Annotated in this window: 20 protein-coding genes; 9 read left to right on the top strand and 11 right to left on the bottom strand. The window is 62.8% G+C overall.

Annotated elements, in window-relative coordinates:
* Window positions 1–63: 63 nt before the first annotated feature.
* Window positions 64–1,419, bottom strand: coding sequence for a 3-oxoacyl-ACP reductase (locus AACY25_RS06145; RefSeq protein WP_339523156.1), 1,356 nt, complete (start codon window positions 1,417–1,419; stop codon window positions 64–66).
* A gap of 170 nt (window positions 1,420–1,589) precedes the next feature.
* Between AACY25_RS06145 and AACY25_RS06140 the strand changes: the two genes are divergently transcribed.
* Complete coding sequence (locus AACY25_RS06140) at window positions 1,590–2,867, top strand: acetyl-CoA C-acetyltransferase (RefSeq protein ID WP_339523155.1); 1,278 nt, start codon at window positions 1,590–1,592, stop codon at window positions 2,865–2,867.
* A gap of 243 nt (window positions 2,868–3,110) precedes the next feature.
* Here the strand turns inward: AACY25_RS06140 and ada are convergent, their stop codons facing one another.
* Window positions 3,111–4,148, bottom strand: a complete 1,038-nt coding sequence (ada, locus tag AACY25_RS06135) for a bifunctional DNA-binding transcriptional regulator/O6-methylguanine-DNA methyltransferase Ada (RefSeq protein WP_339523154.1) — start codon at window positions 4,146–4,148, stop codon at window positions 3,111–3,113.
* Window positions 4,149–4,270: 122 nt separating this feature from the next.
* Here ada and AACY25_RS06130 point away from each other — a divergent pair, with 122 nt between their 5' ends.
* Window positions 4,271–7,777, top strand: a complete 3,507-nt coding sequence (locus AACY25_RS06130; RefSeq protein WP_339523152.1) for a response regulator — start codon at window positions 4,271–4,273, stop codon at window positions 7,775–7,777.
* 13 nt (window positions 7,778–7,790) lie between these two features.
* Window positions 7,791–8,978 carry a response regulator gene (locus AACY25_RS06125; RefSeq protein WP_339523150.1) on the top strand — a complete coding sequence of 396 codons (1,188 nt, stop codon included), beginning with the start codon at window positions 7,791–7,793 and terminating at the stop codon, window positions 8,976–8,978.
* Here AACY25_RS06125 and AACY25_RS06120 read toward each other — a convergent pair whose 3' ends face one another.
* Complete coding sequence (locus tag AACY25_RS06120; protein ID WP_339523148.1) at window positions 8,979–9,260, bottom strand: DUF2218 domain-containing protein; 282 nt, start codon at window positions 9,258–9,260, stop codon at window positions 8,979–8,981.
* 25 nt (window positions 9,261–9,285) lie between these two features.
* Window positions 9,286–9,927, bottom strand: coding sequence for an NAD(P)-dependent oxidoreductase (locus tag AACY25_RS06115; RefSeq protein ID WP_339523147.1), 642 nt, complete (start codon window positions 9,925–9,927; stop codon window positions 9,286–9,288).
* Between the two features lie 100 nt (window positions 9,928–10,027).
* Here AACY25_RS06115 and AACY25_RS06110 point away from each other — a divergent pair, with 100 nt between their 5' ends.
* Window positions 10,028–10,918, top strand: a complete 891-nt coding sequence (locus AACY25_RS06110; protein WP_339523145.1) for a LysR family transcriptional regulator — start codon at window positions 10,028–10,030, stop codon at window positions 10,916–10,918.
* A gap of 3 nt (window positions 10,919–10,921) precedes the next feature.
* On the opposite strand, the gene AACY25_RS06105 is transcribed toward AACY25_RS06110, so the two are convergent.
* Window positions 10,922–11,326 carry a DUF2218 domain-containing protein gene (locus AACY25_RS06105; protein WP_339523144.1) on the bottom strand — a complete coding sequence of 135 codons (405 nt, stop codon included), beginning with the start codon at window positions 11,324–11,326 and terminating at the stop codon, window positions 10,922–10,924.
* Window positions 11,327–11,674: 348 nt separating this feature from the next.
* On the opposite strand from AACY25_RS06105, the gene AACY25_RS06100 reads away from it, so the two are divergent.
* Window positions 11,675–12,562 carry a PA4780 family RIO1-like protein kinase gene (locus AACY25_RS06100; RefSeq protein WP_339523143.1) on the top strand — a complete coding sequence of 296 codons (888 nt, stop codon included), beginning with the start codon at window positions 11,675–11,677 and terminating at the stop codon, window positions 12,560–12,562.
* Between the two features lie 189 nt (window positions 12,563–12,751).
* Here the strand turns inward: AACY25_RS06100 and ypfJ are convergent, their stop codons facing one another.
* Together ypfJ and AACY25_RS06090 are read right to left on the bottom strand one after the other, a co-directional pair.
* A complete protein-coding gene (gene ypfJ / locus AACY25_RS06095) occupies window positions 12,752–13,621 on the bottom strand; it encodes a KPN_02809 family neutral zinc metallopeptidase (RefSeq protein ID WP_339523142.1) in 870 nt (289 codons plus the stop codon).
* Window positions 13,622–13,691: 70 nt separating this feature from the next.
* Window positions 13,692–14,132, bottom strand: a complete 441-nt coding sequence (locus tag AACY25_RS06090) for a DUF411 domain-containing protein (RefSeq protein ID WP_339523140.1) — start codon at window positions 14,130–14,132, stop codon at window positions 13,692–13,694.
* 128 nt (window positions 14,133–14,260) lie between these two features.
* On the opposite strand from AACY25_RS06090, the gene AACY25_RS06085 reads away from it, so the two are divergent.
* The gene (locus AACY25_RS06085; protein ID WP_339413486.1) at window positions 14,261–14,647 is read left to right on the top strand and encodes a DUF4345 domain-containing protein; all 387 of its coding nucleotides are present in this window, start codon (window positions 14,261–14,263) and stop codon (window positions 14,645–14,647) included.
* A gap of 1 nt (window position 14,648) precedes the next feature.
* Here AACY25_RS06085 and AACY25_RS06080 read toward each other — a convergent pair whose 3' ends face one another.
* The 3 genes from AACY25_RS06080 to AACY25_RS06070 all read right to left on the bottom strand — a co-directional run bounded on the left by AACY25_RS06080 (window position 14,649) and on the right by AACY25_RS06070 (window position 17,709).
* On the bottom strand, window positions 14,649–15,143 hold the full coding sequence (locus tag AACY25_RS06080; RefSeq protein ID WP_339523139.1) for a DUF4136 domain-containing protein: 495 nt from the start codon (window positions 15,141–15,143) through the stop codon (window positions 14,649–14,651).
* 130 nt (window positions 15,144–15,273) lie between these two features.
* Window positions 15,274–16,362, bottom strand: a complete 1,089-nt coding sequence (trmA, locus tag AACY25_RS06075; RefSeq protein ID WP_339413489.1) for a tRNA (uridine(54)-C5)-methyltransferase TrmA — start codon at window positions 16,360–16,362, stop codon at window positions 15,274–15,276.
* A gap of 54 nt (window positions 16,363–16,416) precedes the next feature.
* Window positions 16,417–17,709, bottom strand: a complete 1,293-nt coding sequence (locus tag AACY25_RS06070; protein WP_339413491.1) for an NCS2 family permease — start codon at window positions 17,707–17,709, stop codon at window positions 16,417–16,419.
* Between the two features lie 193 nt (window positions 17,710–17,902).
* On the opposite strand from AACY25_RS06070, the gene AACY25_RS06065 reads away from it, so the two are divergent.
* The gene (locus AACY25_RS06065; RefSeq protein ID WP_339413493.1) at window positions 17,903–18,457 is read left to right on the top strand and encodes a DJ-1 family glyoxalase III; all 555 of its coding nucleotides are present in this window, start codon (window positions 17,903–17,905) and stop codon (window positions 18,455–18,457) included.
* A gap of 4 nt (window positions 18,458–18,461) precedes the next feature.
* Here AACY25_RS06065 and AACY25_RS06060 read toward each other — a convergent pair whose 3' ends face one another.
* Window positions 18,462–19,688, bottom strand: coding sequence for an MFS transporter (locus tag AACY25_RS06060; RefSeq protein ID WP_339523137.1), 1,227 nt, complete (start codon window positions 19,686–19,688; stop codon window positions 18,462–18,464).
* A 275-nt stretch (window positions 19,689–19,963) separates the two neighbouring features.
* On the opposite strand from AACY25_RS06060, the gene AACY25_RS06055 reads away from it, so the two are divergent.
* Window positions 19,964–22,792: a xanthine dehydrogenase family protein molybdopterin-binding subunit gene (locus AACY25_RS06055; RefSeq protein ID WP_339523135.1), complete on the top strand. Its 2,829-nt coding sequence runs from the start codon at window positions 19,964–19,966 to the stop codon at window positions 22,790–22,792.
* The gene (locus AACY25_RS06050) at window positions 22,785–23,324 is read left to right on the top strand and encodes a (2Fe-2S)-binding protein (protein WP_339523134.1); all 540 of its coding nucleotides are present in this window, start codon (window positions 22,785–22,787) and stop codon (window positions 23,322–23,324) included. The genes AACY25_RS06055 and AACY25_RS06050 overlap by 8 nt, the downstream gene beginning before the upstream one ends.

Here is a 23,324-nt window from a genome sequence, read left to right as displayed (position 1 = left end):
AGGCATCAGAACGCAGGTGGTGGATGGGTGAAGCGTCATCCACCCTACGACTGTTGGCGGCGATTAAGCCCCCAATAGGCTTTGCCCGCATACGCGTAGCACTTGTGCGGTGGCGGCGCCTGAGCCGGGCTGGGCGAACCAGGCTACGGCTTCGGCGACATCCTGCGGTAAGCCGCCCTGGCCCATGGAGTTCATCCGCCGGCCGGCTTCGCGGATGGTCAGCGGGATGGCAGCGGTCATCTGGGTTTCGATAAAACCGGGGGCTACGGCGTTGATGCTGATGCCGCGCTTGGCCAGCATCGGTGCCCAGGCCTGGGCCAGGCCGATTATCCCGGCCTTGCTCACCGCGTAGTTGGTCTGGCCCATATTACCGGCGATGCCACTGATCGAGGCGATCAGCACCACGCGGCCATTGTCGTGCAGCTTGCCGGCGTCCAGCAGGGCTTGGGTCAGCACCTGCGGGGCATTGAGGTTGACGTTGATCACCGAGTTCCAGAACTCGTCGCTCATCTTCGCCAGGGTCTTGTCGCGGGTGATGCCGGCGTTGTGCACGACGATATCAATGCCGTCCGGCAGAGCCTCAATAAGCTGTACGGCGGCATCGCAGGCGCAGATATCCAGAGCAAGGCTACGGCCGCCCAGGCGTGCAGCCAGGGCATCAAGCGCGTCTTTGGCGGGCGGTACATCCAGCAGCACCACTTCGGCGCCGTCACGGGCCAGGGTTTCCGCAATGGCCGCGCCGATGCCGCGCGAGGCACCGGTGACCAGCGCCTTCTTGCCGGCCAGTGGACGGGTCCAGTCGTTGACCTGTTCGCCGCAGGTGTTCAAACGCAGCACCTGGCCGGAGACATAGGCGCTTTTCGGCGAGAGGAAGAAGCGCAGCGCGCCTTCCAGCTGCGCCTCGCCGCCCTTGCCGACATAGACCAGCTGCACGTTGCCGCCGCGGCGGATTTCCTTACCCAGGGAGCGGCTAAAGCCTTCCAGCGAGCGCTGCACGCTGGCGGCAATCGGGTCTTTCAACGATTCCGGGGCGCGGCCAAGGATCACCACGCGCGGGCATTTATCCAGGCCTTTGAAGGCCGGCTGGAAGAAGTCGCGCAGCTCGATCAACTGCTCGAAACGGGTCAGGTGGCTTGCGTCAAACACCAGGGCCTTGAGCTTGGGGCCATGCTCGGCAGTCCAGCGTGGCAGCTCGAACTGGCCTTCACGGGCGGCGAACAGGGCGTCGGTCAGTTTGTTGGCAAACGGCAGCACGGCGCTGGCCAGGCTGCCTTCGCCGCCAATCAGCAGCGCACCATCTACCGGTCGGCTGCGTCCGGCCATCCAGCGCTCCAGCAGCAGCGGGGCAGGCAGGCCGAGCGCGCTTACCAGACGGCGACCGGAGGTGGAGTTGGCAAAGGCGAGATAACGGTCGGACATGGGGCAGCTCCTGCACACAGATCAAAAGTGCGCCCACTCTACGCAGGCAACAGAAATGCGCAATTGACCGCATCGCCTGCTGCACTGGCAAGGCGGCCAATGCGACACTGCGGCGACAGGTTAGCCTGTGCGCCATTCACTTCAGACCCATTCCAACTCAGGAGTTCGCCATGACCCAGCCGCGTCGCGTCGCCATTGTCGGTGGTAACCGTATTCCGTTCGCCCGCTCCAACACCGTCTACGCCACCGCGAGCAACCAGGAGATGCTGATCAGCGCACTGGATGGCCTGGTCGAGCGGTTCAACCTGCATGGCGAACGCCTCGGTGAGGTGGTAGCCGGCGCGGTACTCAAGCATTCACGGGATTTCAATCTGACCCGTGAATGCGTGCTTGGCTCGCGTCTGGCCCCGGAAACCCCAGCCTATGACCTGCAGCAGGCCTGCGGCACCGGCCTGGAAGCAGCGCTGCTGGTGGCTAACAAGATCGCCCTTGGGCAGATCGAGTGCGGCATCGCCGGCGGCGTTGACACCACCTCGGATGCGCCGATCGGGGTCAACGAAGGGCTGCGGCAGATTCTCTTGCAGGCCAATCGCGGCAAAAGCACCGGCGAGAAGATCAAGAGCCTGCTGCAGATTCGCCCACGCCATCTGGCCCCGGCCATTCCGCGCAACGGCGAGCCGCGCACCGGATTATCGATGGGCGAGCACTGCGAGCTGATGGCGCAAACCTGGGCCATTCCGCGTGACGAGCAGGACCAACTGGCTGTGGCCAGCCACCAGAAACTCGCCGCCGCCTATGCCGAAGGCTGGCACGATGACTTGCTGACGCCATTCCGTGGCCTGACCCGCGACCAGAACCTGCGCGCCGATATCAGCCTGGAAAAGCTCGCCACGCTCAAACCCTGTTTCGAGCGCAGCCCGCGCGGCACCATGACTGCGGCCAACTCGACGCCACTGACAGACGGCGCGTCCCTGGTGCTGCTGGCCAGCGAGGACTGGGCCAAGGCCCGTGGTCTGCCGATTCTGGCTTACTGGAAGGATGGCGAAGCGGCAGCGGTGGATTTTGTCGGCGGCAAGGAAGGCTTGCTGATGGCCCCGGTTTACGCGGTGCCGCGCCTGCTGGCGCGCAACAAGCTGACGCTGCAGGACTTCGATTACTACGAAATTCACGAGGCCTTTGCCGCGCAGGTGCTCTGCACCCTCAAGGCCTGGGAAGACGTCGACTACTGCCGTGATCGCCTGGGCCTGGATGCGCCACTGGGTTCCATCGACCGCAGCAAGATGAACGTCAAGGGCAGTTCCCTGGCTGCTGGCCACCCCTTTGCTGCTACTGGCGGGCGCATCGTCGCCAACCTGGCCAAGCTGCTTTCGGTGGCGCAGGAAGGCCGCGGGCTGATCTCGATCTGCGCCGCTGGCGGTCAAGGTGTGACTGCAATCCTGGAAAAGTAATCAAACAGCAGTATCCGCACGCTGTGCGGGGTACTGATGTATGCAACTCCGTGATTTGGAGCGGCCCACGCAGGTGGCGCCGCTCTTTTTTTGTGGATCGTCACTCGACGGCCACGCGCTTTGTGGGAGCTGCTGGGCGGCACTCCGCTTAAGCCGCGACTTATAGCGACGCCAATATCTGTCGCGGCCAAAGCCCCTCCCACCAACGCTTTTCATCCAACCAACCGCTCAGGCTGAGGTGGACTATTGCGCCTGGCTTTCGGCCTCACTTTCAAGCAGCGCTGCCTTGCGTGCCAGGCCCCAGCGGTAACCGCTGAGGCTGCCGTTGCTGGCGATTACCCGGTGGCACGGCACCAGCAGGCCCAGCGGGTTGCTGGCGCAGGCGCGGGCTATGGCGCGTGGATGGCTGCCCAGTTGCGCGGCCAGTTCGGCGTAGTTACGCGTCTGCCCAACCGGGATCTGCTGTAGAGCGCGCCACACCTGTTGCTGAAACGCCGTGCCGCGAATATCCAGCGGCAGCCGGGCGGCGCGCTGCGGTTCGCTGATCTGCGCCAGCACGTGCCTCAAACTATCGCCCAGGTCTGTGTCATCCGCGTGCAGTTCAGCGGCGGCAAAGCGTTGCTGCAGTTCACTCAGCAGCAGCGCCGGGTCGTCACCAAACAGCAGCGCGCAGATGCCCTTCGCACTGCTGGCCAGCAGCAAGTGGCCGAGCGGGCAGGGCGCGATGTTGTAGCGCAGTTGCTCACCAGCAGCCTGTTTACGCCGTTGCGCCGGGCTCAGCGGCTCCGCTTGTTGATACAGCGCGCGGGTGCCGGAGTAACCGGCGCTTAGCGCGGCATCCAGCACGCTTTCTGCTGCCGGCAACTGCTGCTCTAGACGCGCGCGGCGTTGCGCTTCGCTCCAGGCTTTTGGCGTGAGCCCGGTGCGCGCCTTGAAGGCGCGCGCCAGGTGTGAGGCGGACAGGCCGATGCGCGCAGCCAATTGTTCCAGGGTTAGCGGTTGCTCGCTGGTGTTAAGCAGCCCGCAGGCGGCCACCACCAGTGTATCCAGCTGTTCGGCCGGGCTCTGTCCCTGTGGCGAGCAGCGCTTGCACGGGCGAAAGCCGGCCGTCGAAGCTGCGTCAGCATCGACATGAAAGCTGACGTTTTCGCGCTTGGGCCGCCGCGCCGGGCAGCTAGGCCGGCAATAGATACCGGTACTGCGCACGGCAAACACAAAGCGTCCATCCTGCGCGGCATCACGGTCGCAAACGGCTTGCCAGCAGCGGTCGGCATCAAGCATGGCGCGATCCTCAAGAAACATGGGCTGATTGTCGGCTGCGGCTGGCGGTCTGCCAATCCACATCTGACTTTCAAACTGCTGACTAAGCTGAAGAACACCTGATCGTCCGCAAGGATGCCGCCATGTCGCGCCTCTGTTGCCTGTTGCTGTTATGCCTGCTTCCGTCATTGGCAGCGGCGGTGCTGCCGCTGAACGAACAGCAGCGTGCCTGGGTCGCCGAGCATCGGGTGATCCGTGTGGGCGTTGAGCGCAGCGGCTGGCCGCCGTTCGATGTACTGGACAAGGACGGTCAGCATCGTGGCCTGAGTGGCGACTACCTGGCGCTGCTCGGTCAGCGCCTGGGGCTGCGCTTTGAACCGGTGCTGATGGATGACTGGGATACCGCGCTGAAAGCTCTGCGCAGCGGCCAGGTCGACCTGCTGCCTTCAGTGGCCAAGACCGCCGAGCGCGAAGCCTTTATGGCGTTCAGCGAGCCCTATCTGACCAGTAGCAGTCTGATCTTTACCCGCAGCGAGCTGGCGGTGCAGCGCATCAAGGATCTGGCTGGCAAGCAGGTGGCCATCGAGCGCGGCTATGTTTTGCAGCAGGCGCTGCGCGAGCGGGTGGCGGGCGTGCGCTTGCTTGAAGTGGCGGACACTGAAGCGGCCCTGCGCGCGGTGTCGTCCGGGCGCGCGGATGCCTATGTCGGCGACATGATCGTGGCCAGTCACCTGATCCGAGAACTCAATCTGACCAACCTCGAACTGCGCGGCGAAACCGGCTTGTCCAGCAGCGAGTTTCGCTTTGCCGTGCGCCCCGATTGGCCGCAGCTGGTCAGCCTGCTCAACCTGGCCCTGGACGATCTAAGCGACAGCGAGCAGGAGGCAATCAAGCAACGTTGGCTGCCGCCCTTGACCGCTTTCAACTGGCGGCGCCTGCTGGCCGTGGGTTGGCCCTACTTGCTCGGCCTGCTGGCGCTGGTGATTTTCGTTCTGGTGTGGAACCGCCGCCTGGCGGTGCAGATCGCCGAGCGTCAGCGCGCTGAGGCCGAAGCCAGCCGCCAGCGCAGCACCTTGCTGGCGTTGATCAACGCGATTCCCGATCCGATCTGGTTCAAGGATGTCGACGGCCGTTATGTTGGCATCAACCAGGCCTGCGCCACGCTGTTCGGCCGGCCTAGCGAGGAGGTGCAGGGCCAGCGTGACGAGGCGCTGCTCGATCCGGCCTGGGCCGCCTCGCGCGCCGAGCATGACCGTATCGCCAGAAGCCAGTCAGAGCCATTTGAAAGCGAAGGCTATTCGATCTATCCGGATGGCCGGCGGGTGATTTTCGATACGCTGCGCAGCACCTTTTATGACGAGCAGGGCCAGTTGCTTGGCTTGGTGGGCATCAGCCGCGACATAACCGCGCGCAAGCAGGCCGAGCAGGCCATGGCCGAGGCCAAGGAGCTGGCCGAAGAGGCGGCGCGCTTGAAATCGGACTTCCTGGCCAATATGAGCCACGAAATCCGCACGCCGATGAACGCGATTATCGGCATGTCGCACCTGGCCCTGAAAACCGAGCTGAACCCGCGCCAGCGCGATTACCTGGGCAAGATCCAGCAGTCCGGCCAGCACCTTTTGGGGATCATCAACGACATCCTCGACTTCTCCAAGATCGAGGCCGGCAAGCTGACCATTGAGCGCATCGACTTTGGCCTGCAGCAGGTGCTGGAAAACCTGGCCAACCTGATCGGCGACAAGGTCGCGGCCAAGGGCCTGGAACTCGTATTCAACCTCGACCCGCAGCTGCCGCAGCAACTGGTCGGCGATCCGCTACGCCTAGGGCAGATTCTGATCAACTACGCCAACAACGCGGTGAAGTTCACCGAGCAGGGCGAGGTCGAGGTGATTCTGCGTGTCGAGCAGCGCGACGCCGAGCAGCTGCTGTTGTACCTCGGCGTGCGCGACACCGGCATCGGCCTGACGCCCGAGCAGATGGGCCGGTTGTTCGAATCCTTCCAGCAAGCCGACACCTCGACCACGCGTAAATACGGCGGCACGGGCCTCGGGCTGGCGATCTGCAAAAGCCTGGCCGAAGCCATGGGCGGCAGCGTCGGGGTCGAGAGTCAGCCGGGGCAGGGCAGTCTGTTCTGGTGCCGGGTGCCGCTGGGGATTGCGCGTCAGCAAACTCCGCGGCTGTTGCCGCAGGCTGACCTGCGTGGACGCAAGGTGCTGGTGGTGGATGACAACGACAGCGCACGCCAGGTGCTGCACGACATGCTGGAAAGCATGAGCTTTCGCGTCGAAGCCGTGGCCTCGGGTATGGCCGCCTTGCAGCAAGTGCAACAGGCCAGCCGGCAGCGTGAGCCGTTCGAGGTGCTACTGGTCGACTGGCAGATGCCTGGCATGGATGGCATCGAAACCCTGCGCCGGGTGCGCGAACTCAACCTGCAACCGCCGCCGCACCTGTTGATGGTCACCGCTCATTGCCGCGAGGAAGTGCTGCTGGGGGCGGAGAAGGTCGGCGTCGAAGACGTGCTGCTTAAACCGCTCAACCCCTCGCTGCTGTTCGATGCGCTGATCCGCAGCCTGGCTGGCGACGGCCCGGCGCAGGGCTTTGCGCGCCTGCCGGTGGGTGAGCAGATTCCCAATTTCAGCTCATTGCGTGTGCTGCTGGTGGAAGACAACGAGCTGAACCGCGAAGTGGCCTGCGGCCTGTTGCAGGAAAGCGGCTTGCAGATCGATCAGGCCGAGCATGGTGGCATCGCTCTTGAGCTACTGCGCAGCCATGCCGACGGCTATTACGCCCTGGTGCTTATGGACATGCAGATGCCGGTGCTGGATGGCATCGCCACCACCGAGGCCATCCGCCGCGAGTCGCGTTTTGCCCAGCTGCCAATCGTCGCCATGACCGCCAACGCCATGCCCGCCGACCGCGAGCGCTGCCTGGCCGCTGGGATGAATGATCACCTGGGCAAACCGATTGAGCCGAACGAGCTGTGGCAGACCTTGTCGCGCTGGATGGTGGCCAAGGCCGAGCCGCTGGCTGAGTCGCCCCGCATAGCCGAAGCGGCCGTGGACTGGCAACTGCCAGGCGTGGATATCGACAGCGGCCTGCGCCGGGTACTTGGTAAGCGCGAGCTGTATCAACGCTTGCTCGGCAAGTTTGTCGCCAGTCAGGGCGATTTCCCGGCGCAGTTGCGCGCCGCGATGGCGGCTAATCAGCAGGAAAGCGCCGAGCGTCTGGCCCATAGCCTCAAGGGTCTGGCGGGTAACCTCGGCGCGATGGATCTGGCGGCCCAGGCGGCGGCTCTGGAAAGCGCGATCAAGGATGCCCGCCACGATGAGCTGGACGGCTTGCTGCTTGAGCTGGAACAGAGTCTGGCCACACTGGTAACTGCGATTCGCACGCAGTTTCCAGCGCAATCGCTTGGTACGTTGCAGGCCGTGGATGCCGAACAGTTGCAACAGCTGTGTCGGCAACTGCAACGGTTATTCGCCGAGGATGATCCGCGCGCCGGAAAACTCTTCGATGAGCAGGCCGAACTGCTGCGCAGCGCCTTTACTAGTGAGTACCCGGCGCTGGCTGCCGCGGTGCGAGGTTTTGACTTCGAGCAGGCGCTGGCGCTGCTGCAAGCCGCAGCCGGGCAACGGCAACTGACACTATGAGTGGGGAATGGTGATGGACAACATACTCGACCGGCCGGACCAGCCCTTGGTACTGGTGGTGGACGATACCCCGGAAAACCTTGAGCTGATGAGCGCGTTGCTACTTGATGATTACCGGGTCAAGGTCGCCAGCAGTGGCGTCAAGGCGCTACGCATCGCCGCTGGCAGCCAGCAGCCGGACCTGATCCTGCTCGACATCATGATGCCGGAGATGGACGGTTACGAAGTCTGCCGCCTGCTCAAGCTCAACCCGGCCACGGCGGATATTCCGGTGGTGTTTCTCACCGCCAAGACCGAGGTGGCTGACGAGCAGCAGGGCTTTGATCTGGGCGCGGTGGATTACATCACCAAGCCGATCAGCCCGCCGCTGGTGCTGGCGCGGGTAAAGGCGCAGCTGCAGCTCAAGGCCAGCGCGGATTTCCTGCGTGACAAGAGTGAGTACCTGGAGCTGGAAGTGCGCCGCCGCACCCGCGATATGCAGCGCCTGCAGGAGGTGACCATCGAGGCCATGGCCAGCCTTGCGGCCATGCGCGACAACCCTTGCGGCAAGCACCTGGCGCGCATCGAACCCTATATGACCACCCTGGCCACGGCGCTGGCCCATCAGCAGCCGGCGCTGGCCGATGAGCTGAACCGCGAACGTATCACCCAGCTGGGCAAGTCGGCACTGTTGCATGGCATCGGTAAGCTGGTGCTGCCGGATCGCATTCTGCTCAATCCGATCCTGCAGTTGGAGGGTGATGATCTGCAGTTGCTACACCGGCATACCGAAGCCGGGCGTGATGCCTTACTGGCCGCCGAGGCCAAGCTGGGTAATGTCACCGATTTCTTGCGCGATGCCCGCGATATCGTCTACAGCCAGCATGAATGCTGGGACGGCAGTGGCTATCCGCAGGGCTTGCTGGGTGAGCAGATTCCGCTGACAGCCAGGTTGATGGCGGTGGTCGGCGCCTATGAAGAGCTGACCAGCCACCACCTGTACCGGCCGTCTTGCAGCCACGCCGACGCGCTTAAACAAATCAGCGCGGCCAGCGGTACGCGTTTCGATCCCTCGGTGGTGCTGGCCTTTATCGAGGCCGCCGATGACTTCGCCAACATCGCCCAGCACCTGGCCGACGACGCAGCGGCGATTCATGCCGAACTGCAGCGCCTGGATGAGTCGCTGGGGGAGCGCATCGAACTGACCCTGCCGGCGAGCTGATCACTGCCAATCGAGGCTCAGCTCGGCCTGCCAGGCAAAGCGCTCGAAATGACTGGTGACGACCTTCTTTAGGCTTTCCAGGCCTTCATTGCTGGCGCTTTGCACGCTCAGGCGCAAACCGTCGGCCTCGGCCTGCAGCAGTGCCAGGCCGCTGTCGAACTCGATACGTCCCTGCTGCTCATCGAAACTCACCGGAATCTTGTGGGCGAAGTGTTTGCACAGCCGGCTGATATAGCGGGCCGGTGTGTCTGTGGCGACATAGGCGCTGGCGTTCAGTTGCATGGGGTTCTCCTTAATCGTGGGCGGCTTAATAGCCGACGGTAAAGCGCTGGCGCAGGTGTTGCGGGTGTTCCAGCTCATCGATGATCGCTACGGCGAGGTCTGCCACCGAGATCTGCGCCGGGGCATCGCCATTCATCAGCAACTGGTCGCCGCCGATGCGGAACTGCCCGCTGCGCGCGCCAGGCTGCAACAGGGCTGGCGGCGAGATAAAGCTCCAGGCCAGTTTGGTTTCAGCTTTCAGCAGGTTTAGGGTCTGCCGTGCGCCTTCGGCACCTTCCTTGTACTCGGCGGGAAAGTCCGGGGTATCGATCAGCTGTAGGTTTGGGGCGACATACAGGCTGCCCGCGCCGCCGACAACAAGCAGGCGCTGTACGCCGGCTTGTTTGCTGGCAGCGATGATCGCCTGGCTGCCCTGGATAAAGCGCTCGCGAATATCTGCCGTGCCCCAGCCCGGATTGAACGCGTGGATCACCGCGTCATGGCCCTTGAGTTGCTCGGCCAATGTCTCGGCGTTGTAGGCATCGCCGGCCACGGCGGTCAGCGCCGGGTGCTGCGGCAGTTTCGCGGGATCACGGACGATGCCGCTGACCTGGTGGCCACGGTCCAGGGCTTCTTGCAGAACAGCTGCGCCAACAAAGCCGCTGGCGCCGATCAGAGCGAGTTTCATGGGTATCTCCAGATGGGATTAAGTGCGAGAGATAATCGCAGCTGGATAAAGGTCAGAAAAATAGGCTAAAAAGGCTTTAACTATTAAGCAGGGCTTACGAATGGAGCAGCTAAAGCGCATGGCGGTGTTCGCCACCGTGGTCGACCGTGGCTCCATGGTGGCGGCGGCTGAGGTGTTGGGTATGACCGCATCGGCGGTCAGCCAGCAGATTCGCAAGCTGGAAGAAAGCACCCAGGTCAGCCTGCTGCACCGCACTACGCGCAAGCTGACCCTGACCGAGGCGGGCGCGACTTTTTATCAGAGCTGCGCACAGGTGCTGGCGCTGGCGCAGCAGGCCGAGCAGAGGTTGGCCGAGCTGCGTGATGCGCCAGTGGGTGAGCTGCGTATTGCCGCGCCCGTGGGGTTTTCCGGGCGGCGGCTCAGCGCTGCACTGGCGCCGCTGTTGCACGCGCACAGTGGCCTGAGCCTCAAGCTGTTTTTCCATGATGAGCAGATCGACCTGATTGAGCAGCGCATCGACCTCGCCATTCGCGTCGGCAATCTGGAGGACTCCAGCCTGGTAGCGCGGCATATCGGCGACTCGCGCATGCTGCTGTGCGCCGCGCCGGCGTACTTGCTGCGCAAGCCGCCGATCAATCAACCGCAAGACTTGGTCGGTCTGGACTGGTTGATTCTGCATGGTGATAACGCGTTCAACGTGCTGGAGCTGCACGGGCCGAATGCACAGGTGGAAAAGCTACGTGTGGAGAGCCGGGTGGGCTGCAATAACATCCTGGCGGTGCGGCATTTCACTTTAGCCGGCATGGGCGTGTCGCTGCAGCCGGAGCAGGAAGTGCGTGAGGAGTTGGTCAACGGCAGTCTGCGTGAGCTGCTACCGCACTGGCGCTTGCCGCCATTCGGCATCTACCTGGTGACACCGCGCCGCGATGCGCAGCCGGCCAAGGTGCGCTATGCCATCGAGGCGCTGCGTCAGCATCTGCAGGGGTTCTGACTGCTATTGCCAGTCGAGGCTTATTTCGGCCTGCCAGGCAAACCGCTCGAAGTGCGCGGCGATCAGGTGCTTGAGCTTTTCTAGGTCCTGCGGGTTACTGCTAAGGGCCATGATATGCAGGCCTGTGCTGTCTGCGTGCAAGTGCGCGAGGCCAAAGTCGAACTCGATGCGGCCGTGATGCTCATCGCAACTGACCTGCAGCTTGTGCGCAAATTGCGCGCAGAGGCGGCTGATATAGCGCGCTGGCGTCGGCGTGGGGACATAGCTGGAGGCGATACAGGGCGCACCGATGCCGTTGCACCGGCTGGGGATGGCATGACGCTGGGCGGCAAGGGTGTCCAGTGTGGTGCGCGGGTAGAAAGCTGGCCTCTGGTTAAAGGTGCCGAGGCCAGATAGGGCGCGTTTCATCCTTGTATCCCCCAATCACTGCAGGCTCGGGCAAAGCGTCTTTGCAAAATCAAGATATGGTCCGGTGCGTTCAGGCATGGGTTACTGGCGAATATGTAGCCTATGGGACAGTCTTTAATCCCGTTTGGTTGCATCGATCGCTTGCCTGTAGCGCCCGGCTCGCTCCGTTTGGTCGGTTTTAGTGCGCCGCCAGTCGGCGTAATTGAGCGGCTCTTGTTGCGCCGGGCACGTCTGGGTGAGCACCAGTAATAGGTGGCGTGCTGACAGGAGGGTGGGCGCTGCGTAAAGTTTGCCGTATAACGGGCGGCAGATACGACTTGGGCAACACAGGACCCCTGATTAAAGCTGATGAAGACGCCAAAACGTATTGAGCCCCTGGTTGAAGCCGGGCTGGTCGATGAAGTGATACGCCCGCTGATGAGCGGTAAAGAAGCCGCGGTCTATGTGGTGCGCTGCGGCGAAGAACTGCGCGTTGCCAAGGTTTATAAAGAAGCCAACAAACGTAGCTTCCGTCAGGCCGCCGAGTACCAGGAAGGCCGCAAGGTGCGTAACAGCCGTGATGCCCGGGCCATGGCCAAAGGCTCGAAGTACGGCCGCAAGGGTCAGGAAGACGCCTGGCAGAACGCCGAAGTGGCTGCGCTGTTCCGCTTGGCAAACGCTGGCGTGCGAGTGCCCAAGCCATATGACTTCCTTGAAGGCGTGTTGCTGATGGAACTGGTCGATGACGGCGAGGGCGATGCCGCTCCACGCCTCAACGATGTTGACCTGCATCCGGACGATGCCCGCGAATTCCACGCCTTTATGATTCATGAAGTGGTGAAAATGCTTTGCGCCGGACTGGTGCATGGCGACCTGTCGGAGTTCAACGTGCTGCTTGATCCGGGCGGCCCGGTGATCATCGACCTGCCACAGGCGGTGGACGCTGCAGGCAACAACCATGCGTTCAAGATGCTTGAGCGGGATGTCGGCAACATGTCGGCGTATTTTGGTCAGTTCGCCCCGGAATTGAAGTTCACCAAGTACGCCAAGGAAATGTGGGCGCTGTATGAGGCCGGTGAACTGACTCCGGAAACCCCACTGACCGGCGAATTCGATGACCCGGAAGAAGAAGCCGATATCGATGCGGTAATGCGCGAGATCAAGGCCGCCCTGGCCGACGAAGAGCGTCGTCAGGCGCTGCTCAATGCCGAAGATGCGCCCAAGGGTGAGGAGCCGCCACCGCCCTGGGCGCAATAAACAGAGAGTGCGGCTGATGAAAATGCCGCTTACCTGATCAGGTGAGCGGCATTTTTTGTGTCAGTTATCCAGGCCTGCCAGTGTCCAGCTGTAGGGTGGATCGGGGCGCGTAGCCGACGCTTTTTTCATCCGCCATTCGGATGCGCAGTGGTGGATGGGTGGGGCGACATCCACCCTACTGGGGTAAGGCTAAAGTCGTGTGGCCTTAAAGGTGTCGCAACGACCGACATCACCACCGTCGAAACCGGTCTTGAACCAACGCACGCGCTGCTCTGAGGTGCCGTGGGTAAAGGAGTCCGGCACCACTTGCCCGCGCGCCTGTTTCTGCAAGCGATCGTCGCCGATGGCATTGGCGGCGTTTAGCGCCTCTTCAATATCGCCTGGTTCCAGCCAGTCATGTCGGCGCTGGCCATGGAAAGCCCACACGCCCGCCAAACAGTCGGCCTGCAACTCCTGACGTACCAATAGCCCGGTTGCACCTTCCACCCGCTCGCCACGTTGGCGGGCGGCGTTGACCTTGGCCGAGACGCCGAGCAGGGTCTGTACGTGGTGACCGACTTCATGGGCAATCACATAGGCCTGGGCAAAATCGCCGGCCGCGCCAAAGCGCTGTTCCAGCTCGCGGAAGAACGCCAGGTCGATATACACCCGTTGATCGCCAGGGCAATAGAACGGTCCCACTGCTGAATTGGCGAAACCGCAGGCGGAATTGACCCCGCCGCGAAACAGCACCAGGGTCGGGTCCCTGTACTGTCGATTGGCGCCTTGGAATATTTCCCGCCAGGTGTCCTCGGTGTCGCCGAGCACCGCGCGGACGAACTCCGATTGTTCGTCATTGGCCGCAGGCGCGGAGCTTTGCGGTGCGCTGACTGAACCGCCCTGCATGGCTTGCCCGGCCAGCTGGCCGAGAATCTGCATCGGGTCCTGGCCGCTGAGCAGACCGACGATCACCACGATGGCCACCCCGCCTAGAGTCAGGCCCTTGCCACCGCCCATGCGTGAGCCGCTGCCGCGCGCATCCACCACGTTGTCACTGCGTCTTCCGCGTTTCCAGCGCATCGCTATCGTCCTGTGTATGTCGAGCTTGAGTGTCGTCCGCTGGCCTGAGCTACGCCAGTGCAGGTGTTACCTATTCGATGCGCGGGTACTCGCTTATTACCTGTTCTGCGCCCTGCTTATCCAGGCCAATGACCTGATAGGCGTCGCGCACATTGCCGTATTCCATACCCGGCGAGCCGGCTGGCATGCCCGGCACGGCCGCGCCGAGCAGGTCGGGCTGTTTGCGCATTTTGAGGATGTCGGCGGCCGGTACATGGCCTTCGACAAACTGGCCGTTGATCACTCCGGTATGGCAGGACGACAGGCGCGGCGGCACGCCCAGGCGCTGTTTGACCGCGCTCATATCGGTTTCGACATGATCGACCACGTTAAAGCCATTGTCCTGCAGGTGACTGATCCAGGCCTTGCAGCAGCCGCAGTTGGCGTCGCGGTGCACGTCTATGGTCAAGGGCTCGGCGGCGAAACTCAGGCTGCTGACAAACAGCCCGGCGAGAACAAGTAGCTGGCGCATGGGGTGACTCCTGGCAGGTGAAAGGCTGAGCATAGCGCCGGGCAGCAGTGACTAACCACTGGCGATTTCCGAATCGGACGGGCGCGGCTTATGCTGCATGCTCGATTTTTTTGGGTGGGGTGTTGGTCATGCTGTTTGCACGCGTTGTACTGGTGATTCAACTGTTGGCTTTGGCGGGTCTGGGCCTGGCCTATTTTGTTCAGCCCCATGAAATGACCAATCTCAGCGGCATGCTGCTGATGTCGCCGGCGGCCGCAACCGATGTGCGGGCCTTCTATGGCGGGCTGCAACTGGGTCTGGCGGCGTTTATCGGCCTATCGCTAAGCCGGCTTGATTTCACCCGCGCCGCGCTGACCCTGCTGGTGCTGCTCTACAGTGCCCTGGCCTTAGCGCGCATCGGCGGTCTGTGGCTGGATGGCGGCGCGCAGCAGACCTTTAACCTCTACGCGTTGCTGCTGGAAGTAGTCTCTGCGGGGCTGAGCTTCTGGGCGCTGCGCGGTTTGCCGCGCGTCTGAGTCAGCGTGCGGTGGGGAAGTCCTCGAGGATCTTGGCTACGCCACGGTCGAAGTTTTCCTGGCTCATGTCCGGGTTGTGCAGTTGCCGGTTGATCTGTGCCTGGAACAGCACCGCCTGGGTCTTGCTATCGAGAATGCGCAGAGCCAGTCGCGCGCGCTCGTCTTCGGTGGCGCGGGTCTGGGTGTAGACCGTGCCGCCGACAGCCACCGGGGCACGTTCAATGCCTGTTTCCTGTTCCAGGCCGAGGGCATAAATGATTTGCATATCAGGCTGCGTTTCAGTGAAGCGGTAACCCTTGGCGCTGAGTGCGTTCTGCACCGCCTGGTTAAAGCGCTGCTCCAGATCCATACGATGACCGCTGGCCCTGACCGCCCGCACGCTGAAGGTCTCATACGGCGCAGTTTGCACAGGCTGCAGCACCTGTATCGACGGTTCTGGCGTGCTGGTGCAGGCGCTCAGCAGGGGCAGCAGCAGGGCTAATAGATAACGACGCATCGACGACTCCTTGGCGGATGGTTGCCAGGCACCTGGCCACCGCAGTCTAGGCCGGGTGGTGCAACCTTACGCCAATCCGCCGATGGGTCTGCTGCTTGCACCCGGTGTAGCTGTGGGTGGCGCGGTAACGCTAGCGACGCTCCAGCAGTACGCCCGACTCCATATGGTGGGTGTAGGGGAACTGATCGAACAGCGCGCAGCGCGTCACTTTGTGGGTGTCGCTGAGTTGGGCAATGTTGGCGGCCAGGGTTTCCGGGTTGCAGGAGATATAGAGGATGCGCTCGAAGCGTCGGGTCAGCTCGCAGGTGTCCGGGTCCATGCCGGCGCGCGGCGGGTCGACAAATACGCAGCCGAAGTCGTAGCTCTTCAGGTCGATGTCAGCCAGGCGGCGGAACGGCCGCACCTCATTCAGCGCTTCGGTCAGCTCTTCGGCAGACAGGCGTACCAGCGTGATGTTGTCCACACCGTTGTCGGCCAGGTTAGCCAGGGCGGCATTCACCGAGGACTTGCTGATCTCGGTAGCCAGCACCTTGCGCACGCGGGTGGCCAGCGGCAGCGTGAAGTTGCCGTTGCCGCAATACAGTTCCAGCAGGTCGTCCGTGCGTTCACCCAGCGCTTCGTAGGCCCAGGTGAGCATCTTCTGGTTCACCTCGCCGTTGGGCTGAGTAAACGCGCCTTCTGGTTGGCGATAGCTGAAGGTGCGGCCAGCGACCTGCAGTTTTTCCTCGACATAGTCCTTGCCGATAACGTGGCGCTTGCCCTTGGAGCGGCCAATGATGCTGACCTGCAGGTCTGCAGCCAGCTTTTCGGCCTCGGCCTGCCAGGCGGCATCCAGCGGGCGGTGATAGCACAGGGTAATCAGTCCGTCGCCGGCCAGGGTGGTAAGAAATTCGACCTGGAACAGTTTGAAACTCAGGGCGCTGCTGGCTTGCCAGGCGGCCTTCAGGCGCGGCATCAGCGCATTGATCTGCGCGCTGGCGATGGGGAAGTCTTCGAAGAAGATCGGGTTGAGGTTATCGCCTGCCTCGAACATCGCGTAATGGCGATCCTCACCTTCACGCCACAGGCGGAATTCCGCGCGCAGGCGATAGTGCTCGCGTGGCGATTCGAATACCTCGGGTGCAGGGGCGTTGAACGGCGCCAGCAGCTCGATCAGGCGCTGCTGCTTGTCAGCAAGCTGGGCGGCGTAGTTGGCGGGATCGAACTGGGAACGGCTCATGCGGGACTCTTTTCAAATTAGAAGCGGGTGAGTGATGACTCACCCGCAAGGTCATCAGGCGAAGTACGCCAGTTTGATCGCAAACAGCACCGAGAGCACCACCAGCGCCGGGTTGAGTTCGCGCCAGCGGCCGGCCAGCAGCTTGATCAGGGTCCAGGCGATAAAGCCGAAGGCGATGCCGTTGGCAATCGAGAAGGTCAGAGGCATGGCCAGGGCGGCCACGACTACTGGGGCGGCGACGGTAAGGTCGTCCCATTCGATCTGCGCCAGGCTGCTCATCATCAGCACCGCGACGAACAGCAGCGCTGGTGCGGTGGCATAGGCCGGTACGGCGCCAGCCAGCGGGGCGAAGAACAGCGCCAGAAGGAACAGCGCGGCCACCACGCAAGCGGTCAGGCCGGTACGCCCACCGGCACTGATGCCCGCAGCGGATTCTATATAACTGGTGGTGGTCGAGGTGCCGAGTGCGGCGCCGGCCATGGTCGCGGTGCTGTCGGCCAGCAGGGCACGGCCGAGCTTGGGCATCTTGCCGTCTTTGTCCAGCAGGTTGGCTTTCTGCGCAACGCCGACCAGGGTGCCGGAGGTGTCGAACAGGTCAACGAAGAGGAAGGCGAAAATCACGCTGACCAAGCCGATATCCAGCGCGCCCATGATGTCCAGTTGCATCAGAGTCGGCATCACCGATGGCGGCATGGACACCACGCCATTCAGCTTGGACAGCCCGAACAGAATGGACAGAGCGGTGATCAGCAGGATGCCGATCATCACTGCTCCGGTGACCCGGCGCTGCGCCAGCGCGGCGATCACGAAAAAACCCAGGCAGGCCAACAGTGCTCCGCCCTGAGTCATGTCGCCAAGGGTCACCAGGGTGGCAGGGTGATCGACCACGATACCGGCATTTTTCAACGCGATAATTGCCAGGAACAGGCCGATACCGGCGGCGATGCCGGCGCGCAGGGCCAGGGGGATGCTGTTGATGATCCACTCGCGAATCTTGAAGATCGACAACAGAAAGAAGATCACCCCGGAGAGGAATACCGCACCCAGCGCCACCTGCCAGGTGTGGCCCATGGTCATTACCACGGTGTAGGTGAAGAAGGCGTTGAGGCCCATGCCGGGCGCCAGGGCAATCGGGTAGTTGGCCCACAGGCCCATGATCAGCGAGCCAATGGCGGCTGCCAGGCAGGTGGCGACGAATACCGCGCCATGGTCCATGCCGGTCTTGGCCAGCATCTCCGGGTTGACGAAGAGGATATAGGCCATGGTCAGAAAGGTGGTCAGCCCGGCGAGCATTTCGGTGCGCACCGTGGTGTTATGTGCCTTGAGTTGGAACAATCTTTCCAGCATCTGCAACACTCCGTAACGGCTTTTGTGCCGTGAATATGCAAATCGAAAGCAAAGCACATCGGCGCGTGTGCGTGTGTTTTTGCTGGCGATCCGGGAAAAGGCGCGCATCATATCAGCTCGCCCCGAGGGGGTGAATTTATGACCAAATGGTCAGCTTGCATCGGCTATTTGTATAGGCAAGAAGGAGGCCAATATGACCACGCGAGCCCTGATCAGCGTCGCTGACGGCAATGAAGACATCGAGTGCGTGACCCTGATCGACGTGCTGCGGCGCGCCGAAATCGAAGTGGTGGTAGCCAGCATCGAAGAGCGGCGGATGATCACCTGCGCCCGCGGCACACGCCTGACGGCCGACACCATGTTGGTGGATGTGCTGGCCCAGGATTTTGACCTGATCGTGCTACCCGGCGGCATGCCCGGTGCCGAGCACCTGGCCGAGCATCAGCCACTGGCTGAGAAGGTGCGCGAGCAGGCCAAGGCCGGCAAGCTGTTTGCCGCCATTTGCGCAGCGCCGGCCGTGGCCCTGCAGCAGTACGGCGTGCTGAAGCAGCGGCGCATGACCTGTTATCCGGCGTTCAGTGATCGGCTGAGCGGTTGCGTGTTTGTCGATCAACCGGTGGTGGTCGATGGCAACTGCATCACCAGTCAGGGCCCCGGCACCGCCCTGGCGTTCGCTCTGACGCTGGTTGAGCAGCTGTGTGGCAAGGCGGTGCGCAAGCAGGTAGCCGAGGCCATGCTGGTCGGCTAACCCATCAGTCGTTGGTTCGCTCTGGGCCTTGCGGGTGCATATGGTCGCGCTTGGCCAATTCGGGAAATAGACGAATCCATATCCCGGTGACCAGAATCGCCCCTACGCCGCCGATCAGCACCGCCGGCACGGTGCCGAACCAGGCGGCACTGACCCCGGCGCGGAAGTCGCCGAGCTGATTGGACGCGCCGATAAACAGGCCGTTGACCGCGCCGACGCGGCCGCGCATTTCATCCGGGGTTTGCAGCTGCACAAAGGCGCCACGGATCACCATGCTGATCATGTCCGCCGCACCCAGTACGACGAGAGCGCTCAGGCTAAACCAGAGTGAGGTGGACAGGCCGAAGCCGATGGTCGCCACGCCGAAGATCGCCACCGAGCTGAACATCACCGGGCCGACCCGGCGCTCAATGGGAAAGCGCGCCAGCCACAGCGACATCAGCAGCGCGCCCACCGCCGGCGCCGAGCGGAGCAGGCCGAGGCCCCAGGGGCCGGTGAGCAGGATGTCCTTGGCAAACACCGGCAGCAGCGCAGTGGCGCCGCTGAGCAGCACCGCCAGCATGTCCATCGACACCGCGCCGAACACGGCGGGGCGGCTGCGGATAAAGCGAAATCCAGCCAGTAGCGAATCCAGCGAGACCTTCTGCTTCAGTGGCAACTGGCGCGCCGGCAGGCTGAGCATCAGGCTCAGGGCGCAGCCATACAGCAGCACCGCGGGACCATAGACCCACTGCGTGCCAACGGCATAGAGCAAACCGCCCAGTGCTGGCGCAATGATGGTGGCAGCCTGCATGGCCGAGGCCGACGCAGCTACAGCCGCTGGGAATAGCCCTGGCGGCACGATATTTGGCAGCAAGGCCTGGGTGGTGGGCATCTCGAAGGCGCGAGCGGTGCCAAGCAGAAAGGCAATCACGAAGATCATTTCGCGGCTGATACCGCCGGCGCTGCTGCCGAGCAACAGGCCCAGGGCTATCAGCCCCTGCGCGCCCTGGCAGAGCGCGGCCACCTTACGCCGGTCGAAGCGGTCGGCCACATGCCCGGTGAGCAGGATAAACAGGATCTTCGGTAGAAATTCGATCAGCCCGACTAGGCCGAGGTCGAGCACGTTGCCGGTCAGCGCATACATCTGCCAGCCAATCGCCACGGTAATCATCTGGAAGCCGCTGGCGGTGAATACCCGTGCGAACCAGAAAGCCAGGAATGGGCGCTGGTGACGTAAAAGCTGAGACATGGCCGAAAGAGCTCGCACGGTTGGCGGGAGGCGCAGCCTAGCATGCGCCCGCGTTAACAGTGCGCAGAAGGCCGGTTTAGAGCAGCAATGACAAATTTGTCTGACTTAAAAGACAGGTTTTTATTCTGTTGTAGCAATGACTTGGGTAGAATCTGACTTTCAGGTCAATAAATCTGTCGTCTACGCTGATTAATGCTCCGTGCTTGTTAAGCGGCGCGCCTGTCTCTCTTTTGTTCACGCAAATGGCCAAGCTGATCTGGCCCCGAGGAACGGACATGTCCACTCCTGATTTATCCCGCCGCGCCTTTCTGCAAGGCAGCGTCATCGCCGGCATCGGTATCAGCTTCGCGCCATTGGGCAGCAAGGCGTTCGCCGCCCTGTTTGAAGAGCGTGTTACGCGCATGCCGCTACCCTGGTACAACGCCAGCGGTAAGGCCGTGGCGCGTATTGATGGGGTGTCCAAAGCCGTGGGCGGCAAGGTGTTTGCCCGCGATATCCGCGCCAAGGACATGCCCGGTTGGCCGCAGCAGCAAGGTCATGCCCTGTTGCTCAAGGCCACGCGCACCGAGCAGCTGTACCAGGGGTTTGACCTGTCGCTGTTGCCGGCCGAGTTGCAACCGCAGCGGGTGGTCACCGCCAGCGATCTGCGCAAGGAGGGCATCAGCTTTCCTGATGGTCATAACCTCGATCCGCTGTTGCCCGAAGGCCAGGTGCCGATGTTTATCGGGCACCCGGTGGCGCTGTTGATTTGGCATGACTTCGAGCGCTATCGCCAAGCCAAGAACATCCTCAAGTTCAATGACAAAGTGATCCGCTATGGCGATCAAGCTCCGGCGTTCCAGAGCGACCCTTATGGCAGCTTCCGCTTCGTGCGCGTGGGCGGCACCACGCCGTTTGATCTGGACACCTTCTCCAGCCTCAAGGACAGCATGCTGTTTCCGCTGATCCATAACCGCAAACCGGCCTGGGGCGAGGGCAAGATCAGTGGCGACCTGACCCAGCAGGGCCTGTATCACGCAGAGCAGATGCTCAACCAACTGCAAACGCCGCCGGATAACTGGCTGGTGTTCGATGAGCGTTTCACCACCCAATCCATCGAGCCGGCTGCGCTGGAAGCCGACAACGGCAACGGCTGGTTCGATCCGGCTAGCGGCACCCTGCATTTCGTGGTCGCCACCCAGTGCCCGTTCGAAGTGGCCGAGCAGACTGCGCACATGCTTGCGCCGTCACGTTTCGCCGTAAAGACGCTGAACATGCACCCCGGTTACACCGTTGGTTACGGCTCCAAGGACAACAACATCTTCGTGTTCTACGCCGCCCTTGCGGCTATGTACGGCGACGGGGTGCCGGTGCGCCTGGCCAATGATCGCTACGAGCAGTTCCAGAGCGGGATCAAGCGCCATCCCTTCGACATGCATTACCAGCTGGCGGTGAACAAGCAGGACCACAGCTTCCAGATCTTTCGTGCGCACATGGATGTTGATGGCGGCGGCCGCGCCAACTACAGCTCATCGGTGGCTGCAGTCGGCGCCACTGCAGCGCAGTCGATCTACTACCTGCCGCGCAGCGATCTGGCGGCCACGGCCTATTACTCGCGCGGCGTGGAAGCTGGTTCAATGCGCGGTTACGGAACCCTGCAAACCATGGCAGCTACCGAGATGATGGTGGACGAAGTGGCCGGGCGGCTGAACATCGACGCCATCGAGCTGCGCAAGAAGAACGTGTTTCAGTCCGGCATGAAGAACACCCAGGGCGCGATCCCGGCGGGTGCTCTGCGTCTCGACGAAATCCTCGACAAGGCCGCGCAGCACGAGATCTGGAAGAACCGAGTCGAGCGCAAGCAGCGCTTCGATGCCGAAGACCCGGACAATCTTTATGGCGTTGGTTTCGCCATCTGCCAGAAGGACTTCGGTACCGGTTCCGAAGCGCCGATGGCCAGCCTGGAGTTCAGCGCCGACGGCCGCGTCAGCCTGCGTCAGATCGCCATCGACATGGGCACCGGCATGGCCACTTCGCAGGCCTTGCTGGTCGCCGATTACCTCGGTCAGCCTGCCGATGAAATCAAGACCGGCGAAACCGAGTGGAGCGAGCTGGCCCTGACCACCAGCGGCAACCCCTACATGATCAGCCAGGCCGAACAGGACGCGGCGCTGCGGAACCCGCGCTGGGTCGGCAAGCTGGCCTCGCCGTCGTCGGCGACCAACTCGTCCTACTACACCGGGCACTCCACCCGCGAGGCGGCGCGCCTGCTGTTTATTCATGGCCTGTGGCCGGCGGCCCTCGCCATCTGGGGCCGTGGTGAACATGGCGGCCTGGCCAACCCTTATGTGGTGCGCCGCGAGAATGCGCATTGGGTAGACGGCAAGCTGACCGCCGATGGCATGCCGCCGATTCCGTTCAAACTGCTGGCGCACAAGGCCCATGAGCTGGGTTTGGTCACCGGTATCAGCGTGCACGGCTTCAACCGCTGGAGCTGGGCCGAAGGCGAGTTCGAGATCAACGGCCAGCGCGAGCGTGTGCCGCTGGATGCCCTGGCGGTGAAATACGGTGACGGCGCAACCGCCGCGCAAAAAGCGCTGATGAGCCGCAACGGCTTCCACCTGCTCGACCGCGCCAGCATCAAGTACCCGGTGACTCAGCTGAACAACGCCATGGTCACCTACTACAGCCCGGTGGCCACCCTGGTCGAGGTCAAGGTCAACAAGGGCAGCGGCGAGGCGCGGGTGATCAACCATCACTCCTGGCTCGAATGCGGCCGGGTGATTGTCGAGGAGCTGGTGCTGGGGCAGCTCGAAGGCGGTATCGCCATGGGCATCGGCCATGCCCTGCTGGAGGAAATGCCGCTGTACGAAGGCGGCCCCGGCGACGGCACCTGGAACTTCAACCGCTACCAGCTGCCACGCGCCAAGGATTGCGCGGTGTGGTCGCAAAGCGCGGAGATTCTGCCGCCCCTATCACCCAGCGACCCGGCCAAGGGTATCGCCGAGGTGGTGATGATTCCGGTGGTCGGCGCCATCGTCAACGCGGTGGCCCACGCCACCGGCAAGCGCCTGCGCGACCTTCCTCTGACTCCGGCCCGCATCAAGGAGGCCCTCCATGGCTAAGCGCCTGCTCAGCATGATTATCAACAGCCAGGCAGTCGGCCCAATGGAAGTGGCCGACGACCTGATGATGATCGACTTTCTCCACGAATACCTGAACCTCACTGGCTCGCGTCTGGGCTGCGGTCAGGGTGTGTGTCACGCTTGCGTGGCAATCCTCGACAAGCTTGACGGCACCAGCGAGGAGATCCGCACCTGCATCACCGGCGCGCACTTCTTCGACGGCAAGCGCATCCGCACCATTGAGGGCCACGCCAAGCGCGATGCTCAGGGTGAGGTCAGCCAGCTCAACCCGATCCAGCAGAAGTTCGTCGATCAGTTTGCCTTCCAGTGCAGCTACTGCACGCCAGGCTACGTCAATGCCGCCACCGTGCTAGTGGAGAAATTGCAGCGTCAGCCGGTCAAACGCAGCGAGCTGGAAGGCGAGATCGAAGACGCCCTGGGCAAGCACATCTGTCGCTGCACTGGCTACGTGCGCTACTACAGCGCCGCGCGCGATGTGGTGGAGTCCCTCGGCCTGGTCAAGGAAGGTTAA

The sequence above is a fragment of the Pseudomonas sp. EA_35y_Pfl2_R111 genome (assembly GCF_963970955.1).
Classification (GTDB): Bacteria; Pseudomonadota; Gammaproteobacteria; order Pseudomonadales; family Pseudomonadaceae; genus Aquipseudomonas.
Note: the sequence above shows the minus strand (reverse complement) of the source record. Positions and strands in the feature narration are given on the sequence as shown.